The organism is Staphylococcus sp. EG-SA-15 (assembly GCF_017151895.1).
GTDB classification, from domain to species: domain Bacteria; phylum Bacillota; class Bacilli; order Staphylococcales; family Staphylococcaceae; genus Staphylococcus; species Staphylococcus aureus.
Genome location: NZ_JACVZN010000004.1, coordinates 81,963 through 107,478, shown reverse-complemented (window position 1 = coordinate 107,478; position 25,516 = coordinate 81,963). Strand labels below are relative to the sequence as shown.

Below are 25,516 nucleotides of genomic sequence, written 5' to 3'. Positions count from 1 at the left end.
GGCTGGGACATTAAGTTCTTAGGCAATTTAAAAAAGCTGTTTTCTATTAATTATTTGATAGAAATCAGCTTTTTTGATATGTATTTTATAATGTACAGCTCGTTGAGCTGCTATTTTCCTTATATTAAGTACCATTAATACAAAACCTAGCTCTCGTTTAACTTTATTTATTCCTCGAACTGACATTCTAGTGAAACCCAAAATAGCCTTCACAAATCCAAAAACAGGCTCTACATCAATTTTTCTTTGACTATTGATTTTTTTCGTTTCTGGTTCAGAAAGCTTTTGATTAATTTGGGCTTTAAAGTATTTCAAAGTAAAATTACATGTTAATACGTAGTATTAATGGCGAGACTCCTGAGGGAGCAGTGCCAGTCGAAGACAGGGGCCCCAACACAGAAGCTGACATATAGTCAGCTTACAACAATGTGCCGGTTGGGGTGGCTGAGACGGCACCCTAGGAAGGGACCCATCATCAAAAATTCTATTTATAGAATTTTACAGTAATGTGCCAGATGGGCATAGCGAAGCCATTCAATACGAAGTATTGTATAAATAGAGAACAGCAGTAAGATATTTTCTAATTGAAAATTATCTTACTGCTGTTTTTTAGGGATTTATGTCCCAGCCTCCTTCATAACTTGTATAAAAAGATCATTAAAAACGATTCATTATATGGTTCGTCCATTCAAAGTATATACTAATCTTCAACTTCGATATGATTAAAGCGATAATAGATACCATCCGGACCTTGTAAATTTAAATGTGTTGTTTCAGGATAATGAAAGTCAACAATTGCTAATCCATACGTATCAAAATTTTCTACACGTTTCGTTGCTGATACCCAATCATTCATGGCCAAATGTTGATAATAGCCATTCGATGCTAAAAATATTGAATAATCATCCATATATGCCGATTGCTCTAATCCAAAATAATCGAGGTAGTACTCTTTTACCTCTGATAAATGAATTGTCTTAATATGCAATGCACCTATAATAGCGTCATCTGGAATACCTAACCATAACAATTTTGTTGCATGACTCACTAATCTCGGTACATTTAATGGTCTAATATCAATTTTTACTAAATCATTTTGCCTCGTCCATTGCGCTTCGTCTTTATCAACATAAAATTTAAAACCGTTTCCTTCTGGGTCTTCAAAAAATAATGATAACGAAGCAGGCTGTATACCTCCGTTAACTGGAATATCATATTCGCTTAAATGAATTAGTAAATTAGCTAAATCACTAATTTGAGGTAGTTTAATTGCGATATGAAACAGTCCCGCTTCGGACATTAAAGGTTCACGTCCATTTTGTAATTCAACAAGTGTAATGACATGATTATTTTGACCTACTTCATATTGTATCGATGTTAATGTCTCATTTATAATATTTAATCCTAATATGTCCTCATAAAATGGCTTTAATTCATTCTTATCTCTCACATTTAAAGTGATACCATTGACAAAGTTTGCGTTACTGTTATGATACATTCAATTAACTCCTATCAAATTCAATATCTGTGCTTACTTTTACTTAAAATTATCGCGAACATAATTGAGAATAGCAACTATAACGCATTTATATGCCTCAGAGAATTTGTACCATTCCTGAATAATTTTTATTTTAGTAAATCGCACATTTTTTACATATATGACCGGTAACTTGGTCATTTTTTTATTCACAAAAAAACTCTCTTCATCATGTCAACAAAAACTACAACATGATTATGAAGAGAGCTTTAATTTATATCATCTGTATGAGTACTTTATACAATTTCAATTATACAAGTGATTTTACAACTTGTTGGCATCGTGGACATAGATGCGTCAATTCATCAACAGCACCAAGATCCTCTGAATAGTTCCAACATCTTTCACATTTTTCACCATCTGCATGTTCGATGACAATATCACCATGTTCATAAGCTGTTGCCTGATCGTCTAACTTATCTACAACTTTAACTTGTGACACGATAAATAATTGATGTAATGCATCAAATGAAGTTAAGAATTCAGATGCATTAAATTTATCGTTACTAGCAATCGTAACTTTAGCTTCTAATGATTTACCAATAACTTTTTCATTACGAGCAGTTTCTAATGCACGGTTCACATCATCACGTAAATTCATAAATGTACGCCATTTATCCAATAAAGCTTGATCTACTTCTACAACTTTAGGCATGTCTGCTAAGTGAACACTTTCTTCTTTAACATGTGGTGTATGAGACCAAACTTCTTCAGCTGTATGCACTAAGATTGGTGCTAACAACTTCGTCATATCAACTAAAATTTGATATAACACTGTTTGCATACTACGACGGATATGAGAATCACGTTGTTCAATATATAAAATATCTTTACCGTAATCCAAATAGAAATTACTTAACTCAACATTGATAAAGTTTTGAACTTCTTGATAAATATTTAAGTAGTCAAAGTTTTCATAGTTGTTAATCGTACTTGCAGTAAATTCACGTAAACGATTTAGCAAGTAACGATCCACTTCTAATAACTCTGATTCAGGAATGCTATCTGTGTCAGGATTGAAATCGTTAATGTTACCTAACATAAATCTTAATGTATTTCTGATTTTACGATAAACATCAGATGTTTGTTTTAAAATTTCATCAGAAATTCTAACATCAGCTAAATAGTCCGTACTACTTACCCAAAGTCTCGCAATATCAGCACCTTTTTGTTTAACCACTTGGTCAGGTACAATCACATTACCTAAAGATTTACTCATTTTCTTACCTTCACCGTCCATAACAAAACCATGAGAAAGTAAGAATTTATAAGGTGATACTCCTCTTGTAGCAACTGAAGTTGTGATAGAAGAGTTGAACCAACCACGATATTGGTCACTACCTTCTAAATACATATCCGCTGGGAAACTTAATTCCGGTCTTGTTTCCAACACGCCACGGTGTGATGAACCAGAATCAAACCAAACGTCCATAATGTCTGTTTCTTTAGTAAATGTACCGTTAGGGCTGCCTGGATGTGTAAATCCTTCTGGTAGTAAGTCTTTCGCTTCTCTTTCAAACCAAATATTTGAACCGTGTTCTGCAAATAAATCAGCAACATGATTCACTGTTTCTTTCGTCATGATAATTTCGCCATTTTCAGCATAAAATACTGGTAACGGTACACCCCACACACGTTGACGAGAAATAACCCATTCGCCACGGTCACGAACCATATTGTAAATACGTGTTTTACCCCAATTTACTTTGAAGTTTGTATTTTCGATTGCATCTAAAATATCTTGTCTTACTTTACTGATTGAGGCAAACCATTGTGGTGTAGCACGGAAGATTACAGGTTTTTTTGTTCTCCAGTCGTGTGGATAGCTATGTGTAATAAAGTCTAATTTTAATAGTGCACCTTTTTCTGTTAATAAATCAGTAACGGCTTTATTAGCTTTATCATAGAACATCCCTTCAAATTGGCCGCCTTCTTCAGTAAATACACCTTTATCATCGATTGGACTAATTACTGGCAATTCATATTTTTGACCAACAATATAGTCATCTTCCCCGTGACCTGGTGCTGTATGTACACAACCTGTACCAGCATCTGTAGTAACATGATCGCCATTAATCACTAACGATTCTCTGTCTAAGAATGGATGTTGTGCTACAACATACTCTAATTCTTTACCTGTGTATTCTTTTTCTAATTTGATTGATGCTTTATCCCAATCCAGTGCTTCTGCTACAGCGTCAGATAAGGCTTCTGCAATAATATATTTTTCGCCACCTACATTGTATTGACCATATTTTAATTCAGGATGAACGGTAATCGCAACATTTGATGGAATTGTCCATGGCGTTGTTGTCCAGATAATAAATTTAGCATCTGCATCTACGACACCTTTGTCATCTTTAACGTCAAATGCAACGTAAATTGATGCTGAACGTTTATCGTGATATTCAATTTCTGCTTCTGCTAATGAAGACTCACTTGAAGGAGACCAATAAACTGGCTTTTTACCTTTATAAATTAAACCTTTATCTGCCATTTCTCCAAAAATACGAATTTGTGCAGCTTCGTATTCAGGTTTTAATGTAATATATGGATCATTAAAGTCACCACGAACACCTAAACGTCTAAAATCTTTTTTCTGTAATTCAATTTGTTCTAAAGCAAATTCTTTACATTTCTCACGGAATTCAGCTGTTGACATTTTCTTTCGGTCAACACCTTTTTTCGTTAATGCTTGTTCAATTGGTAAACCATGTGTATCCCAACCTGGTACGTATGGTGCATAGAACCCTTGCATAGTTTTATAACGTACAATAAAGTCTTTTAAAATTTTGTTCAAGGCATGTCCCATATGTAAGTTACCATTCGCGTATGGTGGGCCATCATGTAAAATGAATGTTTCGTTACCTTTATTTTTTTCTAACGCTTTATGGTATTGATCTTCTGCATCCCATTTTTCTTGAATTTGCGGCTCCTTGTTTGGTAAACCACCTCGCATCGGGAAATCTGTTTTAGGCATTAATAACGTTTCTTTGTAATCCATTTTTTTCACTCCTTAAAAATTTAAAAAACTCTAAGTTAAATTAAAAGGGACGATTGCTCGCGGTACCACCCTTATTAACTCAACTTAGAGTTCTCTCATTACATTATTTAAATATTAAAAAGCCAGTGATATAACATACATGCTTTTACTAGGCTCTCACCATTACCTAATTCGCTGTGAAAAGTTAAATGTATATTACGCGTCTGTCTTTATTTAATTCCTACTTCTTAGTTGTTTCTGAATCATTGGATTGTTGATTATTGTCTGATGTATTTGATGCATTATTTTGTGCATTTGCTGCAACTTCATCTGGCTTTAAATCATTTTCATGCAAATGATGAATATTTTCAAGCGTCACTTGTTCAGCGTCTAAATCATAATTCAACAAGTAATCCCAATCTTCGTTTTTTAATAAGTCTAATTGCGCTTCAACTAACATACGGAAACGCGATCTAAATACTTTTGATTGACGTTTCATATCTTCAGTCTGGAATGCTAAACGGCGTGCTTTTTCTACCGCGTCACCAACCATTTGATTAGCTTGCGCTTCTGCCTTAGCTATAATCGCTTCAGCTTGTTTTTCTGCAGCTTGCTTAGTTTCTTCACCAGCTTTTTGAGCTTGTATCAAAGCATCACTTACAGATTGATGCACGTCTTGATAAGACTTAATATTAGTATCTCTCTCTTCGATTACTTTTTCAAGTTGTTTTTTATCTTCTTTAAGACGTTCAATTTCAGTGCTTAGTTGCTCCAAAAAATTAGCAACTTCAGTAGGTTCTAAACCATTCTTTACACGTGAAAACTCTTTATTCTTAATTTCATTTGGTGTAAAAGGCATTTGTTATCCTCCTTAAATCATTACTATTTGAATAATGTTCTATAGGTAATGTGCGTTTTATCTTTTTTAGTTTTACCACCTAAGTCAGTAATGTGTGCTCTACCAAAACCTTGGATGGATATTAAATCATTTGCTTGTAATTGAAAATCTGCTGAATCAACAATAGTGTGATTCACTTTAACACGTTTTTTTTCGATTAGTTGTTTCGCAATCGTACGTGATTTACGTATCATTTCTTTAATAACAACATCTAACCTTAAAGAACTAACTGTTGCACTTTCATTTTTCCAATTCTCATTAGATTGTATCATATCTGTTACTGGAATAGTATAAAGTTTAACTGATGCGCCTTTAATACGTTGTAATTCTAACATAATAAATGATTCCAATCTACTTGTCAAAACAAATTGAATTCGTTCATTCACAATTATATCTCCAACTTGTTCGCGTTCGATACCTAAAGACATTAATGTCCCTAAAATATGTTGATGTTTTAAAGTGACGAATTTTTCAGGATAATCTATTTCCATTAAAGTTAATTCAAAGTCGCTTTCTTTAGGTTCATAATAGTTCGGCGAAATGATTGCTCTTTTTCTTTCAGCATTAGGTCCACCATAAAAAGATACGTTTAAATCTTCATAACTGCCACAAATCACTTCCAATATATATTGCCCTCTTGGATCTAAAAAATGCGTTAATACTGGTGCATAATGCTGTTCCGCTTGATCACATTTATCCGTTAGCTGATCAATTAATTCGTATTCTTCCTGTCTAAAGTGTTGATAAATATCTATGTTAATCACTACCTTAAAAAAATTATAAAATACCATCTATTGCCCTTATATTCAGAAAAATACATATCAAAAACGAGGCTAAAGTATCATGTACCCTTGCCTCGTTATGTCACTTAATTTATTGTAATTGAATTAAAATCCAATTAAAGATTTGGAGTAACCCTTTTTGGAATAATACTAAAACGAAAATTGCAGCGATTGATGATATGTCGATAATTCCAATAGGTGGAATTACTTTTCTAAATGGTTGTAAGAAAGGTTCATATATTTTCGCTAAAAAATAACCTATCTTAGTTTCTCTAATACTTGGTACCCAAGATGTAAAGAAATATATAATCATGCCGAAATAATAAATTTCAACAACAAAAAGGATAAATTTAAATATTGTAGCTAGCACATTTATATCCATATGTTAACTCCTTAGTCGAATGAATGTTCCATATTTTCAATATGGTCTGTAATGCTTCCAGCTACTTCCACATTATCAGGCGTACATAAGAAAATATCAGTACCTACACGTTGGATATCTCCACCGATTGCATAAACAGTACCGCTTAAAAAATCAATAATTCTTTTCGCTGATACTTTATCAATACGTTGTAAATTGACAAGTGTCGCACGGCGGTTTTTAAGCTCATCAGCAATATCTTGTGTATCTGAAAAAACACGTGGTTCGAATAAACACATTTTTGAACTTTCTTGTGATGCATTGTTTGGTGTAGCATTGTTCATAGTTACAACATTACGTGAATTATTTTTTGAATAATTAGACATACGGTTATTCCTTTCTTCTGACGTTGTTGTATATCTTGATGCAGATTTCTGAGGGACTGATTTGATTGCGTTTTGTTTTGTTGTTTGTTGTGACTGCTCTTTTGCTGGCGCTTCATTTACCTGTTGTTGTTTGTCAGGTACTTCTACTTCCTCTTCATCATCTATTACAAAAAATCCACTAAATAAATCTTTTAAAGCCAAGTGGCTCACTCCTCTTCTCCTACAAGTTTAGTCCCAATTCTAACAAACGTCGCACCTTCTTCAACTGCAATAAGATAGTCATTACTCATTCCCATTGATAATTCATCACAAGGCGCATATTCTAAATTGAGTCGTTGTATTTCTTCTTTTTTCAAACGTAACTGTTTAAATAACGATCTAATATATGCTTCATCATCTGTCAATGGTGCCATCGTCATTAAACCTACAATTTCGATTTTGTCATATTTTTTAAGATCATCTATAAACTGATCAACATCTTCTAAAGCAATACCATGTTTAGAAGCTTCTCCCGAAACGTTCACTTGCAAGAAACATTTAATTTTATGTTCTGCACGTTTGTTAATTTCTTTGGCTAAGCTCAATCGATCTAAAGCATGGAAATAATCTACGTCGTTTATAACGCCCTTAACTTTTCGAGATTGTAATGATCCTATAAAATGGATCACCGCATCTGATGGTAATGCTTCTTTCTTTTGAAAAAAGCCTTCCAATCTATTCTCACCAAAATGTCTTATTCCAGCCTCATACGCTTCTTTAGCTCGCTCTATTGTAACATATTTTGTAACTGCAATCACGTTTGGTTTTGTTGAAAAATTATTTTTTTCACTTTTGTCATTAATTTGTGTTGAGATTTGTTGTAAATTATCTTTCACACGCAAGCATATCTCCTCCTTGTTTACTGTTGACCAATGAATGCTAACATGCGTCCTGTTTGACCTTTTTCTAATCGATAAGAGAAAAATAATTCTAAATGTTCAGATGTAGCATACGCTGTCGTATAAATATTTTCTTTAGGAACACCATAATAATTTAATAATGCAGCATTGGCTTTTTTCAAATCAATACCATGACGATCTCGTCCTCTAGTTTCAATATAGTTTGCACTATCAATTGGCAATGTTTCAAATTTACTTTTAATATCATCATTAATTTCATAACTTGATGATGTAGATGGTCCAATAACGACATGTAAGTCTTTCAAATCAAAGTTCACATGTTTGAGCACTTCTTTTACAATTTCAGTATAGGTACCACGCCAACCTGCATGCGCCAATGCAATAAAATGATGTTTTGTACTATAAAAATATACTGGTACACAGTCTGCATAACACATCGTTAATAAGACATTACTATCATATGTGTACATCGCATCAATACCATGAAGCGCATCAGTTAAAGTGTCTATATTTGTGCCTATATCATCCTTTGTAATACAAGCGACTTTATTTTCATGTGTTTGGATGGGAAACACCCAATTTTTTCTATCAAACGCAATTTCTTCAGCTAATTGCAATTGATGTTGAGTAATATTATATGGGCGATCATCAATATATCTCGCCATATTAAAAGCATTTTTAGGATAGTCACTTAAACCATCGCCTCTAGTTGTAATACCTAGAGTAATACCTTGTTGTAATAATTCTTCATATATTAAATGATGCGGTTGCTTTTTAAAATTATCATTCACTCGATCGTCACCATCATTTCATTTAAATTATCTTCGTCTAACTGTACAAAGTTAATAATTATATAATATAACATTTATGTTTAAAGTTAAAATGTTGCGCAAATAATTTTTGATTTAATTTTGACACGATACTTAAACACTTTTATTAACTTCGAAAAACTTAAATGTCCTTCTACATGTTCTAAAAATTAGTAAAAAAATCATCAGATATGTTATCTGATGATTTGTGTTGAATTATTTGTGTATATATTAACCGATTAACGTCTTGTTCTTCTTGAACGTCTTTCTTCTCTATTTCTAATGAAGCTTGGAATATCATCTTCTTTAGTTGTATGCGTTCTTTCACTTACACTATCAGTTGCTTGTGCATTTGATGAATTTGAAGTGAATGATTCATCTTTAGAAGTTGCATTGCTAGAAGTATTTACGCTTGTTCCGAATCCAGTGCTACCAGATTTACGACCATGCGATGTTGGTTTGTCATCAAAACCAGTTGCAATAACTGTTACAACAATCTCATCTTGTAATTCAGGATTAATAACTGTACCGAAAATCATATTAACGTCTTCATCTGCAGCATCTTGGACAATATCAGCAGCCTCTTGTGCTTCAAATAATGACAATGACTCGCCACCAGTAATATTCATAAGCACACCTTGTGCACCAACGATAGATGTTTCAAGTAATGGAGAAGAGATTGCTTTTTTAGCAGCTTCTACCGCTCTATTTTCACCAGAAGAAACACCAATACCCATTAATGCAGAACCTTGGTTAGACATAATTGTCTTAACGTCTGCAAAGTCTAAGTTTACTTCACCAGAAACAGCGATTAAGTCTGAGATACCTTGTACACCTTGGCGTAACACGTTGTCAGCTTCTTTAAATGCTTCCATCATTGGCGTAGATTTGTCAACGATATCTAATAAACGGTCATTTGGTATAACGATTAATGTATCTACTGCAGCTTTCATAGCTTCTACTCCAGCAGCAGCTTGAGTTTGACGTTTACGTCCTTCAAAACTAAATGGACGAGTTACAACACCAACAGTTAATGCGCCCATTTCTTTTGCAATTTTAGCAACGACTGGTGCTGCACCAGTACCAGTTCCGCCACCCATACCAGAAGTAACAAATACCATGTCTGCACCTTGGATTGCATCTTCAATTTGTTCACGAGATTCCTCTGCAGCTTTTTTACCGATTTCAGGGTTAGCTCCTGCTCCTAAACCACGTGTTAATTTTTCACCGATTTGGATTTTAGATTCAGCTTTAGATAAGTTTAAAGCTTGACCGTCTGTGTTGATAGCGATAAATTCAACATTATTCATTCCGTGGTCAATCATTCGGTTTACGGCGTTGTTACCGCCACCACCTACACCAATGACCTTTAAAGTCGCTAAATGATTAAATCCTTGTTCAAATTCTAACATTTAAATTTCCTCCTAGTTTTATTGGCCAATAATCATTCAAATAGAGATTTCATTAGTTTTTTGAATTTACTTTCTTCTTTATCTTTGTCTTGAACATGTTCATGATTCTGTTTATGTTCCTGATGATTATCTTCTGATTGATAAATTTCTTCATCTGTTGACTCTACTTCATTTTCATGAGTATCTTTTTTGTTTGTTTTACGTTTAAACCAATCAAATCCGCCTAATTTAGATTCGTTATCTTTGTCTTTCACATCAATAACATCTTCTTCAGTTTCTTCATTATCATGATAATTAATTGTAACATAATCTAATAACTCATCAAAAGCGATACTACTAGAAATTGTAGAAATTGCTGAAGAAAATTCAGGTTTTCTAATTCCCATTTGTGATGGCGTGTGAATTCTAACTTTTTCACTTACCATATCTGATAATAATTCTTTTACGCCAAGTAAGTTTGCAGATCCACCAGTTACAATAAACCCACCATTTACTTTTGTTAATCCTAAATCTTGTAAAACATCAAATACTTCGAAGAATATTTCTTCTACACGCGCTTCAATAAAGTCACTCAAATCTTTTTGAGTATACTGTACTGTTTCATCACTATCAACCTGTTCAACAGTGAAGATATCTTGATCTGAAGCAGAATCATAGAATGCATGACCATATTGGTGTTTAACTTTTTCAGCAGTTTCATAAGAAGTGTTTAATCCTTGTGCAATATCGTCTGTAATATCACGCCCTGCCATTTCGATAGAATCAGCATCTACTAATTCACCGCGTTCATAAAAAGCAACTTGCGTAACGTCTTCACCAATATCAATGACACATGCACCTAACTCTTTTTCAGTAGCTGTTAGGATTGAACCATAGTTATATGCATCAGAGTAAACATCTAATACATCAACACCACATGCTTCTACGCATTTAATCATATTAATTAAAATCGATTTTTGAATAGCAATTACGCCTGCTTCAACCTTTAATGAATGTCTGGCAATTAATTCTTTAGGGTCTGAAACCTCATTTTCTTTATCGACTATAAAACGAATCGGGAACACATTAATTACTTCTGTTTCTTGCACATCATTTTTTTCTCTAATACCTTCTAATACTTTTTCGATATGTGAACCGTTGATTTCTGTATCCTCATAAAAGTCGATTTCATTTGATTCATCATAAACTTCCGTTCCAATGATAGGTAATTTCAGGAAAACTTCTTTAATATCAACACCCGAAGCGATTGATGCCTTTTTAATTGTGTCTTTGATTGCTTGTCGCGCAATATCAAAATCATCAATTAAACCATTTTTTATACCGCTCGTGTAGGTTTGTCCTGTACCTATCACATTTATACCATTGTGAAATTTCTCGCCTACTATTGTTTTTACGCTTGATGATCCAATATCAATACTTACGTAGTAATGTTCTTCCATAGATAGGCACCTCCTGACAAATTACTATTAAAAAAATACACTATCCTTAGTTTACAATACGTTGAATGGCTTGTGAACTATAAACATAGACAATATCAAAATTTTTTAATTATTCTTACTTGATTGTTTGTTAATTTTGTTTAAAACGCTTTGTAATTCTTCTTTTGCTTGATTTTCCTCTTGAGATGATTTAGTCACATTTTTATCGCTTTCTGATTGACTAGACGTGTTTCCACGGTATGGGATAAATGAAGCACCGACTGATAAATCAATATAGCCTCGTGTTTTTAGTTTACCCGAACTATCCCTTGATAATGATTGTGACATCTGCGGATAATATTTCATTTTCTTAGATATCGTCGAAATATCACCGATTACTTGAAGTCCATCTGTCGTAAACAATTCAATTCTGCTTTGTTTGTTTTTACTTGGGGCGTATGTCACTTCGGCAATATATCGTCTAACTTCAGGTGTCATTTCAGATAACGCCTTAATCATATCATCTTCTTTTGTACCTTTGAAACCATCCATGACAGGTGCATCATTAATTTTGACATCATTTGAACCTTTAAGCAATTTACCATTTTCTAATAAAGGTAAATATTTACCTTTATATTTCACTAAAGCAATAATTTCATTTTCTGTGATATCTACGTTTAATGTGTTTGGTAATTGCTTGTGTATCTCAACACTTTTGATTAATGGATCCTCTTCGAGATCATTAATAGCATTTTTTTTACTAAACGTATACATCCTTGAATCATTTTTAACACCTAAAACTTTGTTTATCTTTGAAGTACTAACGTGATTATTTCCATTTATATTTACATGCGCAATTTTACTAAGTGGTGAAAACATGTAAATTAATATAACAGCAATCAACAATACCAATATTGTAATAACACTGTATTGGATTCGCTTTTGTCGCTTACGTCTTAACTTCCGCTTTTCTTCAAGTGTTAATGGCTTTAATTGTGTTACTTTACTTTTTCGTTCTTTTTTCGTTACTGTTTCCTCATCAATCGAGTCGCTATTTTGTTCTTTAGGAGCTGATTGAGGTTGTTCGTTGTCGACTGAAATTACATTCGATTCATTTTGGTCGTCAATTTCTTGATTATATCTATAATCCTCATTTTCAATATTAGAGTCTGTAGAATCATCGATATTATTATCATTCGCATGACTAGAAGCAGAATCATTATTTTTATCATTGCTTTCTTCTTTTTTGAAGTCTTTATTTATCAAGTAAATTTCTTCATCAAAATCAGCTTGTTGAGATGTATCATCTTTATTTTGATTAGAAAAATGTGTAGCCTTTGATCTTTTTCTTTGCCGTCTTTTCTTAGATGTATTCCTCGTAAATAATTCTAATTCATCTTTATCTTCATTTGATTCTTGTTGATCGTTCTTCGTTTTATCATCCATCAATACTCACACCCTTTAATAAGATGGTAAATGGGCACGGAATCTTTCAATAAATTTCTCTCCACGCTCTTCAAAAGTACTATATTGATCCCAACTCGCACAAGCAGGTGACAATAATACAACATCATTTGGTTCTATAATATCTTGTACTTTATCAACAGCGTCTTCGACATTGTTCGCTTCAATGACCGATTTCCCTTGACTATTACCTAGTTTAGCAAACTTAGCTTTCGTTTGTCCGAATACAACCATCGCGCGAACATTTTCCATATAAGGAATGAGTTCGTCAAATTCATTCCCTCGATCCAAACCACCACATAACCAAATGATTGGTTGATTAAATGAATTTAAGGCAAACTGTGTTGCTAGCGTGTTTGTTGCTTTGGAATCATTATAATATTTATTAGTTCTATTAGTACCAACATATTGCAATCTATGCTCTATTCCTGAAAATGTAGTTAAACTATCAATAATTGCTTTAATAGGTACACCAGCTAAAATACAAGCAAGCACAGCTGCTAATATATTTTCTAAATTATGTTCACCAGGCAATACTAAATCTTCAGTGTTAATAATACGAACACCTTTATAAACGATAAAACCATCTTTAATATAAATACCATCAACTTCTTGTTGAGTTGAGAAATACAATGTCTTAGCTTTTAATTCTTCCGACTCTATCACTTGTCTTTGATGATAATTACAAATCAAATAATCTTCTTCCGTTTGATTTTTATATATTTGCTTTTTAGCATTTTGATAGTTTTCTAAATTTTCATGGTAATCTAGATGCGCCGAATAAATGTTAGTAATTATAGCAATGTGTGGTTTATACTTTTCGATTCCAAGTAACTGGAATGACGACAACTCTGTAACTAAATAATCTGTAGGCTTTACTTCTTGTGCTACTTTAGATGCAACATAACCAATATTGCCGGATAATCTTCCAGTTAAGCGACTTTTTTTAAACATATCTCCAATTAGAGAAGTAACTGTCGTTTTACCATTTGTACCCGTTACAGCTATGATTGGTGCTTCAGAGATTAGATAACTTAACTCAACTTCTGTTAAAATTTTCAAACCTCGTTTCACTGCTTCATCAATAATAGATACTGTATAAGGTATTCCAGGATTTTTAACAATTATTGGATTATTATCAAGCAACGTTAATGGATGACTTCCACTTACAACAGAAATGCCCATAGATTCTAAATCTTTTGCATGAGCATCTTGTGATAAGTCTTTTCCATCATTGACAGTTACATTCGCACCTAATTTACTTAATAATTTAGCTGCTTCATAACCACTTTTTGCCAATCCGACAACTAATACATTTTTATTTTCTAACCCTGTATAATTAAGCATCTTAATGCACTCCAATCCATAAACCGATTAAACCTGAAATCAGACCAACAGCCCAAAATACTGTAACTACTTTCCATTCGCTCCATCCTATCAATTCAAAATGATGATGAATCGGACTCATTTTAAATATACGCTTTCCAGTCAATTTAAAGCTAGCGACTTGTAACATAACAGATAATGTTTCAATTACGAATACTAAACCTATAAAAATTAATGATAATTCCTGATTAAGCATGATTGAAATGGTAGCAAATATACCACCTAAAGCTAAGCTACCTGTATCTCCCATAAACACTTTAGCAGGGTTAATGTTATATGGTAAAAATCCTAAAAGTGCAAACAACATAATGATACAGAAAATACCAATTGCCGTTTCTCCTAACACAAAGCTCATGATGGCATACATTGTAAATCCGATAATTGACAGTCCAGTTGCTAATCCATCTAAACCATCTGTTAAATTTACCGCATTAGAAAAACCTACTTGCCAAAAAACAATGAAAATAACATATGCAAATGATAGTGGGATTGCTACATTCGTAAATGGAATATGTATGCTCGTAGAAAAATTCACCAAATGAAACACATTACTTAAAACAAAGAATATAATCGCAATACCAATTTGCGCCAAAAACTTCTGTTTACTTGTTAAACCTTGGTTATTCTTTTTAACAACAATAATATAATCATCTATAAAACCAATTAACCCAAAACCAATCGTCACAAATAATAACAGTATGATTGGATTAGCTTGATCTACAAATATAATAGCCACCAAAGACGTTATCACAATACTTAATAGAAATGTTAGTCCACCCATCGTTGGTGTACCAGTCTTCTTCATATGGCTTTGTGGACCTTCTTCTCGAATACTTTGACCAAATTTCATCCTTTTTAATGTAGGTATTAAAACAGGTACCAAAACAAATGTAATCACTAGCGCTAATAACGCATATACAAAAATCATAACTATCTCCTCTTCTTAATCCAGACTTTTTTAACCACTAATATATTATCAATTTTTCAATTAAATAAACAAAGTTGTAATCAAAATTTATAATTTTTCTTTTTTACGGCATAAGAGGCCAGTATAAAAAGTTTGCCTATAACAAACAAGTTAATCTGACCTCGTCTACCTTAAAATTCTCTATCAACACTTATTTATAAAGATTAAATGAAGATGTTGTTTTCTATCACAGCATTACTTTAGTAAAAACAAATAGTGACAATACACCCTTATTTAATGTAGCCATTCTTGTTAGTCCGACTTATCCTTGTCAGTTTTACTGTCAGATTTCTTCTTATCATCTGAATTTGAATCAGAATTATTCGTCGAATTGCTGTCTACATTCTCTGATGAAAATTCTACGTCTATTTTATCTTTTTCAGTAAGTTTTTGTCCCTTACTAATTGATTGGTGGGACACAAAACCGCTACCTTTTAAATTTACTTTAATATTTGTTAGGTTTTCAAAAGCAATGACATCTTCTTTCGTCCATCCTGACATGTCAGGCATAGTTATGTCTCCGTCTGTTAATAACAGTACTTTACTATGAGGTAAGACTTTATTCCCTGCTTTTATAGATTGTGCTTTTATTTGTGTGCCAGAACCGATAGTAACTGGTTCTAATGATTTTGCACTCATATTATCAATAGCTTTTTGTTTGTCTTGACCTTCAACATCTGGCACTTTACTATACTCTGCATTAGATGTGTCATCTTTTGATTTACCTACATTTAAATATTTCAAAGTATTTTCCATTATTGGTTTAAACGCTTTACTAACACCTAATTCATAAGCTTCTTGGTCATTTTTTTGTGCCAAGCTCATACCAGCGTATACAATAACTTTAGGATTTTTTTTCGGCGCGTCACCCATAAAACTTACAAAATATGGGTTTGGACCTTTAACGTATCCACCACCATTAGGTGCAGCGACTTGTGCTGTACCAGTCTTACCTTCGACCTCATAACCATCAATACGATAGTTTGCAGCGTGACTCTTCTTACTATTCACAACTAAATCCAATTGCTTTTCAACTTTTTCAGCAGTATCTTTTGTTATTGGCTTGCCTGCGATTTGTTTTTGCCCTTTATAAAATTGTCTTTTACTAACAGGATTTTCAACGCTATTCACAAACCATGGTTTTAACATATTACCATCATTAAAGAACGCTGATTGCGCCTGTAACATTTGAACAGGTGTTACAGTTGTCGATTGACCAAATGATGACGTTTTTTGTTGTAACTCATTACTCCATCCAATTTGACCAGGTGCTTCTCCATCAAACATACCTTTAGTTGATTTTCCAAATCCAAATCGTTCATACCAAGATTTCATTTTGTCTGCACCAACTAAATCTTGTAAATGCATCATCAATGTATTAGATGAATAAGTAAATCCGAGTGACATTGGGATTTCACCCCAACCGACTCTATTCCAGTCTGAAATACGTGAACCCATAATATCTCTATGTCCAGATTTATATTTCTTATCAGGATCAAAAACACCTTCTTGAATAGCAGCTGCTAACCCATATGATTTAAATGTTGATCCAGGCTCGTATGTGTTTTGATAAAGGTCATTTGCCCACTTTTTACCAAAGTCTTTACCAGTTTCAGGATTAAATGTTGGTCGCTGACTGTATGCTAAAATTTCTCCAGTTTTAGCATCCATGACAACCGCAAATAAATCTTTCGGCTGGTATCTTTCAACCATGCCATCTAAAGCTTCTTCAACAAATACTTGAATATTTGAATCGATTGTTAAATGGACATCATCACCACGTTTAGGCTGCTTCTCTTTTTTAGTATTTGGTGCAATATATCCCCAAATATCATGAATATATCTCAATGATCCTTTAGATCCACTTAAATAACTATCAAAAATCTTTTCAACTCCAAGCGCACCTTTAAGTTCACCAGTATCCGGATTTTTCTGAGCTCTACCAATTAAGTGTGATGCAAAATTGCCATTTGGATAAAAGCGTTCTGTTTCAGGCAATAAAGAAATACCAGGCAAATTCATTTTCTCTATTTTCAATTTATCCTGATACGTTAAATTTGTTCCTTTGCGTCCAAATTCAATTTGGAAAGCTTTCTTTTGACTAAGTCTCTTTTCAATTTCCTCTGGCTTCATATCAATGACTGTAGATAATTTCTTTGCAGTCTCTTTTTTATCAACTACATGCCTAGGCTTTTTAGAATTGGCACTCGCCTTTTTATCTATTACTGCAACAAGTTTATATCTTTCTACATCTTCTGCTAGCACTTTACCATTACGATCATATATCTTTCCTCGTTCTGGTTGTTGTGCATTCTTAACTAAATACTTTTCATTTGCCTTCATGACTAAATCTTGACCATTAGAATGTCCAGTAATCATGATATATGAAATTCTTAAAACCAATATAAAAAAGAGCAGTCCGAATAAACCAACAAGTAGGACTGCCCCTATTTTATTTTTTTTAATTTTAATTTTTTGCTTCGCCATTACTACGCACTACCTTTACATTATCGTTCTCAAGGCTCATCCCCTGTTTCTTAGCCTTTTCGTATATGCGTTCATAAGAAGAATTCTTTTTGATTTCAGATTGTAAAGCACTGTTTTCACTTGATTGTTTATCTATTTTATAATCTAAATCTGCAATCTTTCCTCGCGTATCATACGCATCCATTTTTAAAGATAGCATATAAATACTTAACATAGCAATTACAGTAATCAAAGTTATGTATAAAACTTTTTCAAATTTAGTTAATTGTACAACCACTTTTCTCGAAACAGTCTTCTTTTCGGGCTTAGTTTGTGGTTGTTGCTTCGGTATACTATTATAAACTTGTTCGTCATATGGTTGGTACACTTTTTCTACAGCCATTATAAATTGCTCCTTATTTAAGTATTTCAGCTACACGTAATTTCGCGCTTCGTGCTCTGTTATTGTCATCTAAATCTTCTTCTGTAGCGGTAATCGGTTTACGATTAACACGTTTTAACTTAGGTGTATATGCTTCTGGTATAACTGGTAATCCTCTTGGTACCTCTGGACCTTTTTCATATTCTTGGAACACCTGTTTACATAAACGATCTTCTAAAGAATGGAAAGTGATTACCGAAATCCTGCCGTCTACTTTCACTAATTCAATCGCTTGTTCTATTGAATCTTCAAAAGCTGACAATTCATCGTTTACTGCAATTCGTAGTGCTTGAAATACTCGTTTTGCAGGATGTCCGCCTTTTCTTCTTGCTTTCGCAGGAATACCTTCTTTTATAATGTCAACTAATTCTAATGTTGTTGTTATTGGTTGTTGTTCGCGATGTGCTTCGATTCTTCGAGCTATCTGTTTTGAAAATTTCTCCTCGCCATAGCGATAAAAAATCTTCACTAACGCTTCATATGACCAATTGTTAACAATTTCATATGCTGTTAGTTCTTGTGTTTGGTCCATACGCATGTCTAATGTTGCGTCATGGTGATAACTGAATCCTCGTTCTGGAATGTCGAGTTGTGGGCTTGAAACACCCAAGTCGTAATAAATTCCATCTACTTTTTCAATGTTTAAGTCTTTTAATATTTGAGTTAATTCACGGAAGTTGCTATGAACAAAAGTCACCTTATGCAAATGATCCTTTAATACCTCTTTAGCATTATCAATTGCAGTTTGGTCTTGATCGATTGCTATTAATCTTCCGTCGTCATTTAATTGATTTAGTAAATAAAGGGCATGTCCCGCTCCACCTAGCGTACAGTCAATGTACACACCATTTTCTTTTACATTTAAATAATCAATGGTTTCGTTTAACATAACGCTGATATGATGAAACACTTCAATTCCTCCATTTTAAAAATCAAAATCTATTAAATCTTCAGCAATATCTTCGAAACTTTCTTCAGATTCTTCATAGAAATCATTCCAAGTTTCTCTATCCCAAATCTCAATACGATTTGAAACACCGATTACTGTACATTCTTTAGTTAAATTAGCGTATTTCCTCAAGTTTTGAGGGATGTTAATACGCCCTTGCTTATCAAGTTCTACTTCAACAGCACCAGAGAAGAACATACGCATAAACTTACGTGCGTCTTTTTTTGTCATAGGTAAGGTTTTCATTTTCTCTTCAATCTGTTGCCATTCGTCTAGAGTGTAACCGAATAAACATTTATCAAGGCCTCTTGTGATAATAAAACGCTCATTTAAGTCATAACGAAACTTGGACGGTATAATCATACGTCCTTTTGTATCTAATTGATGATCGTATTCTCCCATGAACATTTTTTATCACCTCACCTTATATATAATTTACCACATCTCCCCACTATCCACCACTATTTATACAAAATTTGTGAAATTTATTTTAAAAAACAAAAAAATGCCCGATTTATCATTAAGATAAATCGGGCTAAACCCTTGGTATATTAAGGTTTTATAATAATATGATCAAAAGTGTAAGAAAGTGGTGGATAGGTGGAGGGCTTGAACACATCTGTCCCAAAATCATTCAAAATTTGAAGTGGATTCCATATTCTTTCTTGTAATCCTCCCATTGGATGGAGTGTTTCTTGAATTTCTCTAAATTGCTTCATACTGATGTCGTTTTCTCTTTCAATGTTTAAAAGATAACGTTTTAACAAATAATCATACTGTTGTATATGAATTTCATTATTTTTATTCACAAGGTTAATATTATTTTGATTCCCCGCCACTTCATCTAATAAGTCTTGGTTTAGACGACGCTGTTGTTCAATCATACCTTCTACCTTTTCAATAAATTGATGTGATGCTTGTTCTCTAATAAACTTACTTCTTTCTCCTTCAACACCATCGACTAACACTTTTTCTAATGGAATATTGTATTTCGAAAGTAATTTTTCAATACGGTCATTTAAATAAGTAATTCTAAGCCTTGGCATCACGATAGGCATTTCAACATCAAATAGTTCAAATACATCTTTTAGTTCAGCCCAGTACTTAATTTCACTCGGTCCTCCAACAAATGCCACCGTGTTAAATAACCATTCTTCCATTAATGGTCTTGTCACTACATTATTAGAAAATAATTCAGGTTGATTTTCCGCAATATTTATAATTTCTTCCTTTATATATGTCTTATCTGTTTTATTTAATTTAAAATGTTTACCATCATACGAAACTAATTGACGCATATTTTCATCATGTAAGAATAAATGAACATTTGTATCTGTTTGTATCATCGCATTCAAGCCTTGATTTTGAGTACGTTGTTGTGTTGCTCTAAAAGCATCATCAAGCAACTGATGTTTTTTCAAAATCTTTTTAAACATAGGCGCTTCCATTTTTCTTAACGGCTCAAACTGCGCATCTATAAATAGAACGCCATATGCTTTAAATGTTTCATGCAGTAGTGCTTTAAACATATCAGTCCACGAGTCATATTGGTCAATAATTCTGTCACAAATCTCCAGTAGACCTTGTGTATGAACAGTTTCTTTCATATGAATGAACATCGTTTTTAAAGTTTGTTTCAATTCAGCCTTATCAGGATAATATCTAGAGACAGTCGTCTCTGGCATCTCCATTGTATGATATTTAACCTTATGCAGCGACCCATGATTTTCGTTATAAACAAATGTATGATTCACTTCATCGAAATCATGATCTTCTCCTGCAATCCAAAAAACTGGTACTACTTGTTGCTTATGTGTATCCGTTAATTCCTTAGATAAAGTAATGATTGAAAATATTTTATGGAATGTATACAATGGTCCCCCGAAAAGCCCTGCTTGTTGTCCACCAATCACAACTTTTGAACCATTAGCTAAATGTTGTATGTTTAATTCTTGTTCACTTGAAAGCTTTAAATCACTCATATATTCACGAATAACATTCGCTAATGCCGCTTCTCTTCCATTATTTTCTTTAGACATCCTTTTTTCAAAACTAGTTTGTTGAGCTGCATCATATTGAAATAATCCTGTTATTACAGGGTCACTGCTCTTTATTTTTGGTATAAACTGATCTTTTTCATTTAAACTAACTACTTTACAGTCCATGTTTTTTCTCCTTAAGTACGCGATTACAAACTATAGTATAAAGTCTATACCGGTGATTGACAATTTTACGGCTTGAAAATCAATTTAATCATGGAAAATTTATAATATTCATTGTTTTACATTTTCAAATCAATGAAAAACACAAGTGGTTTAATGTATAATAATAGTAGTAAACAAATAAGGGGTAGATAAATATGAGTGAAATCAAACGTCTTGAAATTAATTACAAAACTGACGAATTATTCGAAAACTTTAGAGCGTTTGGCAACAAAGACTTATACATGGTCAATGAGTTAAACGGTCAAATGATTGATGCAAGTTCAGATTCACCATTTTATGGCATATTTGTCGGAGATCAATTAGGAGCTAGAATGGCATTACTAAAAAAAGGTGATGTCGAAGAAATCTACTTCCCAGATTTTGAAGATTATATATTATTATGGAAGTTAGAAGTATTACCAAAATATCAAAACAGAGGGTACGCTTCAGAATTGATTGATTTTGCAAAGAGTTTCAACATGCCAATTAAAGCCATTGGCAGAAATGATTCTAAGGATTTCTTTTTACATCATGGATTTACAGATGTGGAAGCTAAAAATATAGAGGGACATGATGTCTTATTGTGGAAACCATAAGACAATAATATTCGACACTACGAGCATGAAAATGCATCTTTTCGTAGTGTCTTTTTTACAATTACTTTCTTAAGCTAATATAAGTAAATCTTTTTCAAATTATTTGTCTTAACGTACAATATCATTTAGTTGTTTCCATGAATTAATTTCATAATCAGGTATAATTCCTGGATTATGATCAAACCCTCTAAAATTAAACCAGCAAGTAGCTATACCCGCATTGATTCCACCTAGAATGTCAGATGTTAAAGAATCTCCAACTATAATCGAGTGCTGTCTTTCATCCTCACCAATATCATTAAAAACATAATTAAAAAATTCCGGATTAGGTTTTTGATATCCTGTTTCCTCAGATATAAATATCTTTTTAATATATTTATGTAACGGCGTCTGATTTAACCTTCTCTTTTGCGTTTCGGTTACACCATTAGTAACAATATATAAATCATGTCTTTTCGATAATTCGACAATTGTTTCTAATGTTTGATCAAAGTATTTAACTTTAGCTTCTGCTAATCCATTTCTAAATAACACATCTGCACGATGCCCATCAACTTCCATTTGATGATGTTTGAAGTAATTCACAAATCGTTCTGATAATACTTCAGACTTCGTTAATTTATTTTGTTGAAAAGCTTCCCAATGTTGGTGATTGATTTTTTTAAATGTTAAAAAATCATCCTTTGTTGCTTTATGATTAAAAACATTCGCCATATAGTAAAACGCCCATTCTTCTGCATCATAAAAATCAACAATTGTATCATCAAAGTCTATCAAAATATTTTTATATCCCAATTTCCCCATCTCCTATATTGTCTATGTATCTAAATCTTAACAGAGGCTCAAATTTCTGCAAATAAAATAAACTGAGTGCATAACATTAAAGTATGCTCACCCAGTTTATTTTAAAGAATATTAGTTATTATATTAGAATCCAAATAATTTACCTAGTAAACCCACACCGTTAGCAACGATGTCTACGATACTTGTGCCTAATTTCACACTATCATGTTGTTGTGCAGCTTGCACAGTATTTGCGATTGCTTCTGCTAGTCCAGTCATTTAAATCTCTCCCTCACCTTTGAAATAATCCTGATTACTTACATAACATATTGATATTAGAATCCGAATAATTTACCTAATAAACCTACGCCATTTTCAACGATGCTCACAATGCTTGTGCCTAATTTTGCGCCATCATTATTAATTGCTGCAGTTACGGTATCTTTAATTGCGTTAAATAAACCTTCCATTGAAAACACTCCTTAAAATTTAAATTTGAAGATAACAAAAACGTGCGTAGCTTTTAAATCACCGAAATGTTATTCGCTTAACGTTTTGTTGTTGTTATTTTAAAATAAATTTGATGCAATTAGTTTGTTTATCCGCACAACATCTTATAATGTACTTAACTGTATTTTAAAGAGAAAAGAAATACAGTTAGGCATTCAAAACTGTATTTAACACAATTAAGTTGCCTGAATTCGTATTTAAGTCTTATTGAACCTTTTTAGATAAATAGCTCTATAATAGTGAAAAATATAAACATTTTTTATTTACAAGGTATTGCTAATTTAAGTTCATTTAGATATAATAATTCTTGTGTTGTTAAACGTGTCCTGGTAGCTCAGCTGGATAGAGCAATGGCCTTCTAAGCCATCGGTCGGGGGTTCGAATCCCTCCCAGGACGTTTATAGGTATTTTTATACGCATTACCAAACAAAAGAGTTCCGTGATTACGGGGCTCTTTTTGTTTTGAATTTCAGTAATATAGTATGATGCGTCACCAAAACGTCCCCCGCATAAGCCCCGAAAATACAGTAATTAAAACAAGCATGCTTATTCGTTATAGAATTTTTTGACACACAATTGACACGCGTCTGACACTTGTTTATACATTTTTAATTAAGTAATTTTGTGCTCAAATTTCATCTATACTGCACCTGAACTACACCAACACTACACCAAGATTTTTAACACTCACCATTTGCATGCGTAGAGATTTTTATTATTATATTATTCCTATAGATTTTGATACTATTCAAAATTTTAGGGACTTTTCAGGGGCCCGAAATCCTATAATTATATACATCTAAAAAAAATAACCACGTCCATCGAGACGTGGTTTTTTAATTATTTAACTCACTAATTATTCTTCTTAATTTTCATTGCTAAATATACTATTGGCAAATTTATAAAGTAGTTCAGCGTTTTTCAATGACATATTGTCTAATGATCTTTCATTTTTTCTCATTCTGTGTATTGTGCTTTGTGGAACTCCTGTTTGTTTCGATATATGTAAACTGCTCAAATCACTGTCTAATAGTTTTTGAATTTGATTTCTCATTTTGTACACCCCCTTGTAAATCTTCAATCATCATTTAAATTAAATAATTACTTTTCCACATATTCCAATATTTAGGTTGCAAAGCATACCTCAAATATCATTAATTTTGAGATTTAAATGTCAATTATGTGTCTATCAATCCAATATACATACTCTAATAACGTAATAGTACACACTCTTCTTATTAATTGGCCATAGCTATCATGATATAATTAGTGAAGAAAATCACATAAGAAAGGTTGTAAATCATGAGACTTCAAAAAGCACCTCTAGTAACGTCAGGACTAGTCTTAGGATTATTAGGCCTGGGTAATCTATTAAAAGACTTATCTCTTACTTTAAACGCTGTTTGCGGAATCTTTGCTTTCTTGATTTGGATTCACCTTTTATGTACTATGATCAAATATTTTAATAATGTGAAAGAACAATTAAACAGTCCTCTAGTTTCATCAGTGTTCACAACATTTTTCATGTCTGGCTTTTTAGGTACTACTTATTTAAATACATTTTTTAGTAACATAACTTTTATCAATAGCTTAATAACGCCTATTTGGATTTTATGCCTTGTGGGAATTATGACGCATATGATTATTTTTTCAATAAAATATTTAAAAGATTTTTCACTTGAAAATGTTTATCCTTCGTGGACTGTACTTTTTATTGGTATTGCTATCGCAGGATTGACGGCACCCGTTAGCGGATATTTTTTCATAGGTCAATTAACAGTAATATATGGCTTTGTAGCTACTTGTATTGTCTTACCTATAGTTTTCAAGCGATTAAAAGCATTTCCTTTGCAGACGTCAATCAAACCGAACACATCGACAATTTGTGCACCATTTTCTTTAGTCGCTGCAGCATATGTTATAGCCTTTCCTAAGGCGAATGCTTTTATCGTAATTATATTTTTAATATTAGCTCAAATATTTTATTTTTATATCATTATACAATTGCCTAAATTACTAAAAGAACCTTTTTCGCCCGTATTTTCAGCTTTCACATTCCCTTTAGTAATCTCAGCAACTGCTTTAAAGAACAGTTTGCCTGTACTTATGTTTCCAGACATTTGGAAAGGTCTTTTGTTTATCGAAGTGTTATTAGCCACTGTAATAGTACTTAGAGTCTTTATAGGATATCTTCACTTCTTTTTAAAAAAGGAAAATCAAGATAAATTTCTTCGTAATGCGTCTCAGTAACACTATTACCAAGA

General features: G+C 32.8%; 24 protein-coding genes, 1 tRNA gene and 1 pseudogene. 3 read left to right on the top strand and 23 right to left on the bottom strand.

Annotated features, from left to right (window positions below):
• Positions 1 to 27 precede the first annotated feature (27 nt).
• The 19 genes and pseudogenes from IDG64_RS04275 to bshC all read right to left on the bottom strand — a co-directional run.
• Positions 28 to 324, bottom strand: a pseudogene (locus IDG64_RS04275) (transposase); the annotation flags it as partial.
• Between the two features lie 376 nt (positions 325 to 700).
• Positions 701 to 1,498, bottom strand: coding sequence for a VOC family protein (locus tag IDG64_RS04270; RefSeq protein WP_000274841.1), 798 nt, complete (start codon positions 1,496 to 1,498; stop codon positions 701 to 703).
• A gap of 289 nt (positions 1,499 to 1,787) precedes the next feature.
• Positions 1,788 to 4,541, bottom strand: coding sequence for an isoleucine--tRNA ligase (ileS, locus tag IDG64_RS04265; protein WP_000384678.1), 2,754 nt, complete (start codon positions 4,539 to 4,541; stop codon positions 1,788 to 1,790).
• Positions 4,542 to 4,761: 220 nt separating this feature from the next.
• Positions 4,762 to 5,379, bottom strand: coding sequence for a DivIVA domain-containing protein (locus tag IDG64_RS04260; RefSeq protein WP_001117066.1), 618 nt, complete (start codon positions 5,377 to 5,379; stop codon positions 4,762 to 4,764).
• A gap of 23 nt (positions 5,380 to 5,402) precedes the next feature.
• Entirely contained in the window at positions 5,403 to 6,182 is a 780-nt protein-coding gene (locus IDG64_RS04255; RefSeq protein WP_001805409.1) for a YlmH family RNA-binding protein, read from the bottom strand.
• 109 nt (positions 6,183 to 6,291) lie between these two features.
• Positions 6,292 to 6,582, bottom strand: a complete 291-nt coding sequence (locus IDG64_RS04250) for a YggT family protein (protein ID WP_000354110.1) — start codon at positions 6,580 to 6,582, stop codon at positions 6,292 to 6,294.
• Positions 6,583 to 6,593: 11 nt separating this feature from the next.
• Positions 6,594 to 7,157 carry a cell division protein SepF gene (locus IDG64_RS04245; RefSeq protein ID WP_000018608.1) on the bottom strand — a complete coding sequence of 188 codons (564 nt, stop codon included), beginning with the start codon at positions 7,155 to 7,157 and terminating at the stop codon, positions 6,594 to 6,596.
• Positions 7,154 to 7,822, bottom strand: coding sequence for a YggS family pyridoxal phosphate-dependent enzyme (locus tag IDG64_RS04240; RefSeq protein ID WP_024937023.1), 669 nt, complete (start codon positions 7,820 to 7,822; stop codon positions 7,154 to 7,156). Before IDG64_RS04240 ends, IDG64_RS04245 begins: the two co-directional genes overlap by 4 nt.
• 23 nt (positions 7,823 to 7,845) lie before the next feature.
• Entirely contained in the window at positions 7,846 to 8,637 is a 792-nt protein-coding gene (gene pgeF, locus IDG64_RS04235) for a peptidoglycan editing factor PgeF (protein ID WP_000999345.1), read from the bottom strand.
• A 257-nt stretch (positions 8,638 to 8,894) separates the two neighbouring features.
• Positions 8,895 to 10,067 (bottom strand): cell division protein FtsZ, encoded by a 1,173-nt coding sequence (ftsZ, locus tag IDG64_RS04230; RefSeq protein ID WP_000888997.1) that lies wholly within the window; start codon positions 10,065 to 10,067, stop codon positions 8,895 to 8,897.
• 32 nt (positions 10,068 to 10,099) lie between these two features.
• The gene (gene ftsA / locus IDG64_RS04225) at positions 10,100 to 11,506 is read right to left on the bottom strand and encodes a cell division protein FtsA (RefSeq protein ID WP_000391032.1); all 1,407 of its coding nucleotides are present in this window, start codon (positions 11,504 to 11,506) and stop codon (positions 10,100 to 10,102) included.
• 105 nt (positions 11,507 to 11,611) lie between these two features.
• Positions 11,612 to 12,931: a cell division protein FtsQ/DivIB gene (locus IDG64_RS04220; RefSeq protein WP_000342184.1), complete on the bottom strand. Its 1,320-nt coding sequence runs from the start codon at positions 12,929 to 12,931 to the stop codon at positions 11,612 to 11,614.
• Between the two features lie 15 nt (positions 12,932 to 12,946).
• A complete protein-coding gene (gene murD, locus IDG64_RS04215) occupies positions 12,947 to 14,296 on the bottom strand; it encodes a UDP-N-acetylmuramoyl-L-alanine--D-glutamate ligase (RefSeq protein WP_000935991.1) in 1,350 nt (449 codons plus the stop codon).
• A 1-nt stretch (position 14,297) separates the two neighbouring features.
• Positions 14,298 to 15,263, bottom strand: coding sequence for a phospho-N-acetylmuramoyl-pentapeptide-transferase (mraY, locus tag IDG64_RS04210; protein WP_000578458.1), 966 nt, complete (start codon positions 15,261 to 15,263; stop codon positions 14,298 to 14,300).
• Between the two features lie 291 nt (positions 15,264 to 15,554).
• Entirely contained in the window at positions 15,555 to 17,789 is a 2,235-nt protein-coding gene (locus IDG64_RS04205) for a penicillin-binding protein (RefSeq protein WP_001118659.1), read from the bottom strand.
• Positions 17,770 to 18,171: a cell division protein FtsL gene (ftsL, locus tag IDG64_RS04200; RefSeq protein ID WP_000257598.1), complete on the bottom strand. Its 402-nt coding sequence runs from the start codon at positions 18,169 to 18,171 to the stop codon at positions 17,770 to 17,772. Before ftsL ends, IDG64_RS04205 begins: the two co-directional genes overlap by 20 nt.
• Before the next feature lie 13 nt (positions 18,172 to 18,184).
• On the bottom strand, positions 18,185 to 19,120 hold the full coding sequence (rsmH, locus tag IDG64_RS04195; RefSeq protein WP_000468384.1) for a 16S rRNA (cytosine(1402)-N(4))-methyltransferase RsmH: 936 nt from the start codon (positions 19,118 to 19,120) through the stop codon (positions 18,185 to 18,187).
• Positions 19,121 to 19,135: 15 nt separating this feature from the next.
• Entirely contained in the window at positions 19,136 to 19,567 is a 432-nt protein-coding gene (mraZ, locus tag IDG64_RS04190) for a division/cell wall cluster transcriptional repressor MraZ (RefSeq protein ID WP_000480800.1), read from the bottom strand.
• Between the two features lie 143 nt (positions 19,568 to 19,710).
• Positions 19,711 to 21,324 (bottom strand): bacillithiol biosynthesis cysteine-adding enzyme BshC, encoded by a 1,614-nt coding sequence (gene bshC / locus IDG64_RS04185; protein ID WP_000340476.1) that lies wholly within the window; start codon positions 21,322 to 21,324, stop codon positions 19,711 to 19,713.
• 194 nt (positions 21,325 to 21,518) lie between these two features.
• Between bshC and IDG64_RS04180 the strand changes: the two genes are divergently transcribed.
• Entirely contained in the window at positions 21,519 to 21,959 is a 441-nt protein-coding gene (locus IDG64_RS04180; protein ID WP_001289711.1) for an N-acetyltransferase, read from the top strand.
• Positions 21,960 to 22,067: 108 nt separating this feature from the next.
• Here IDG64_RS04180 and IDG64_RS04175 read toward each other — a convergent pair whose 3' ends face one another.
• The 3 genes from IDG64_RS04175 to IDG64_RS04165 all read right to left on the bottom strand — a co-directional run bounded on the left by IDG64_RS04175 (position 22,068) and on the right by IDG64_RS04165 (position 23,212).
• Positions 22,068 to 22,763 carry a YjjG family noncanonical pyrimidine nucleotidase gene (locus tag IDG64_RS04175; protein ID WP_016169050.1) on the bottom strand — a complete coding sequence of 232 codons (696 nt, stop codon included), beginning with the start codon at positions 22,761 to 22,763 and terminating at the stop codon, positions 22,068 to 22,070.
• Between the two features lie 123 nt (positions 22,764 to 22,886).
• Positions 22,887 to 23,021: a beta-class phenol-soluble modulin gene (locus IDG64_RS04170; RefSeq protein WP_000147103.1), complete on the bottom strand. Its 135-nt coding sequence runs from the start codon at positions 23,019 to 23,021 to the stop codon at positions 22,887 to 22,889.
• 56 nt (positions 23,022 to 23,077) lie between these two features.
• Positions 23,078 to 23,212, bottom strand: coding sequence for a beta-class phenol-soluble modulin (locus IDG64_RS04165; RefSeq protein WP_000398672.1), 135 nt, complete (start codon positions 23,210 to 23,212; stop codon positions 23,078 to 23,080).
• 363 nt (positions 23,213 to 23,575) lie between these two features.
• Here IDG64_RS04165 and IDG64_RS04160 point away from each other — a divergent pair.
• Positions 23,576 to 23,649 (top strand) — tRNA-Arg (locus IDG64_RS04160).
• Positions 23,650 to 24,117: 468 nt separating this feature from the next.
• Here the strand turns inward: IDG64_RS04160 and IDG64_RS04155 are convergent.
• Positions 24,118 to 24,306 (bottom strand): hypothetical protein, encoded by a 189-nt coding sequence (locus tag IDG64_RS04155; protein WP_001245802.1) that lies wholly within the window; start codon positions 24,304 to 24,306, stop codon positions 24,118 to 24,120.
• A 248-nt stretch (positions 24,307 to 24,554) separates the two neighbouring features.
• On the opposite strand from IDG64_RS04155, the gene IDG64_RS04150 reads away from it, so the two are divergent.
• Positions 24,555 to 25,502 (top strand): TDT family transporter, encoded by a 948-nt coding sequence (locus tag IDG64_RS04150; protein WP_001239284.1) that lies wholly within the window; start codon positions 24,555 to 24,557, stop codon positions 25,500 to 25,502.
• The last annotated feature ends 14 nt before the right edge of the window (positions 25,503 to 25,516 follow it).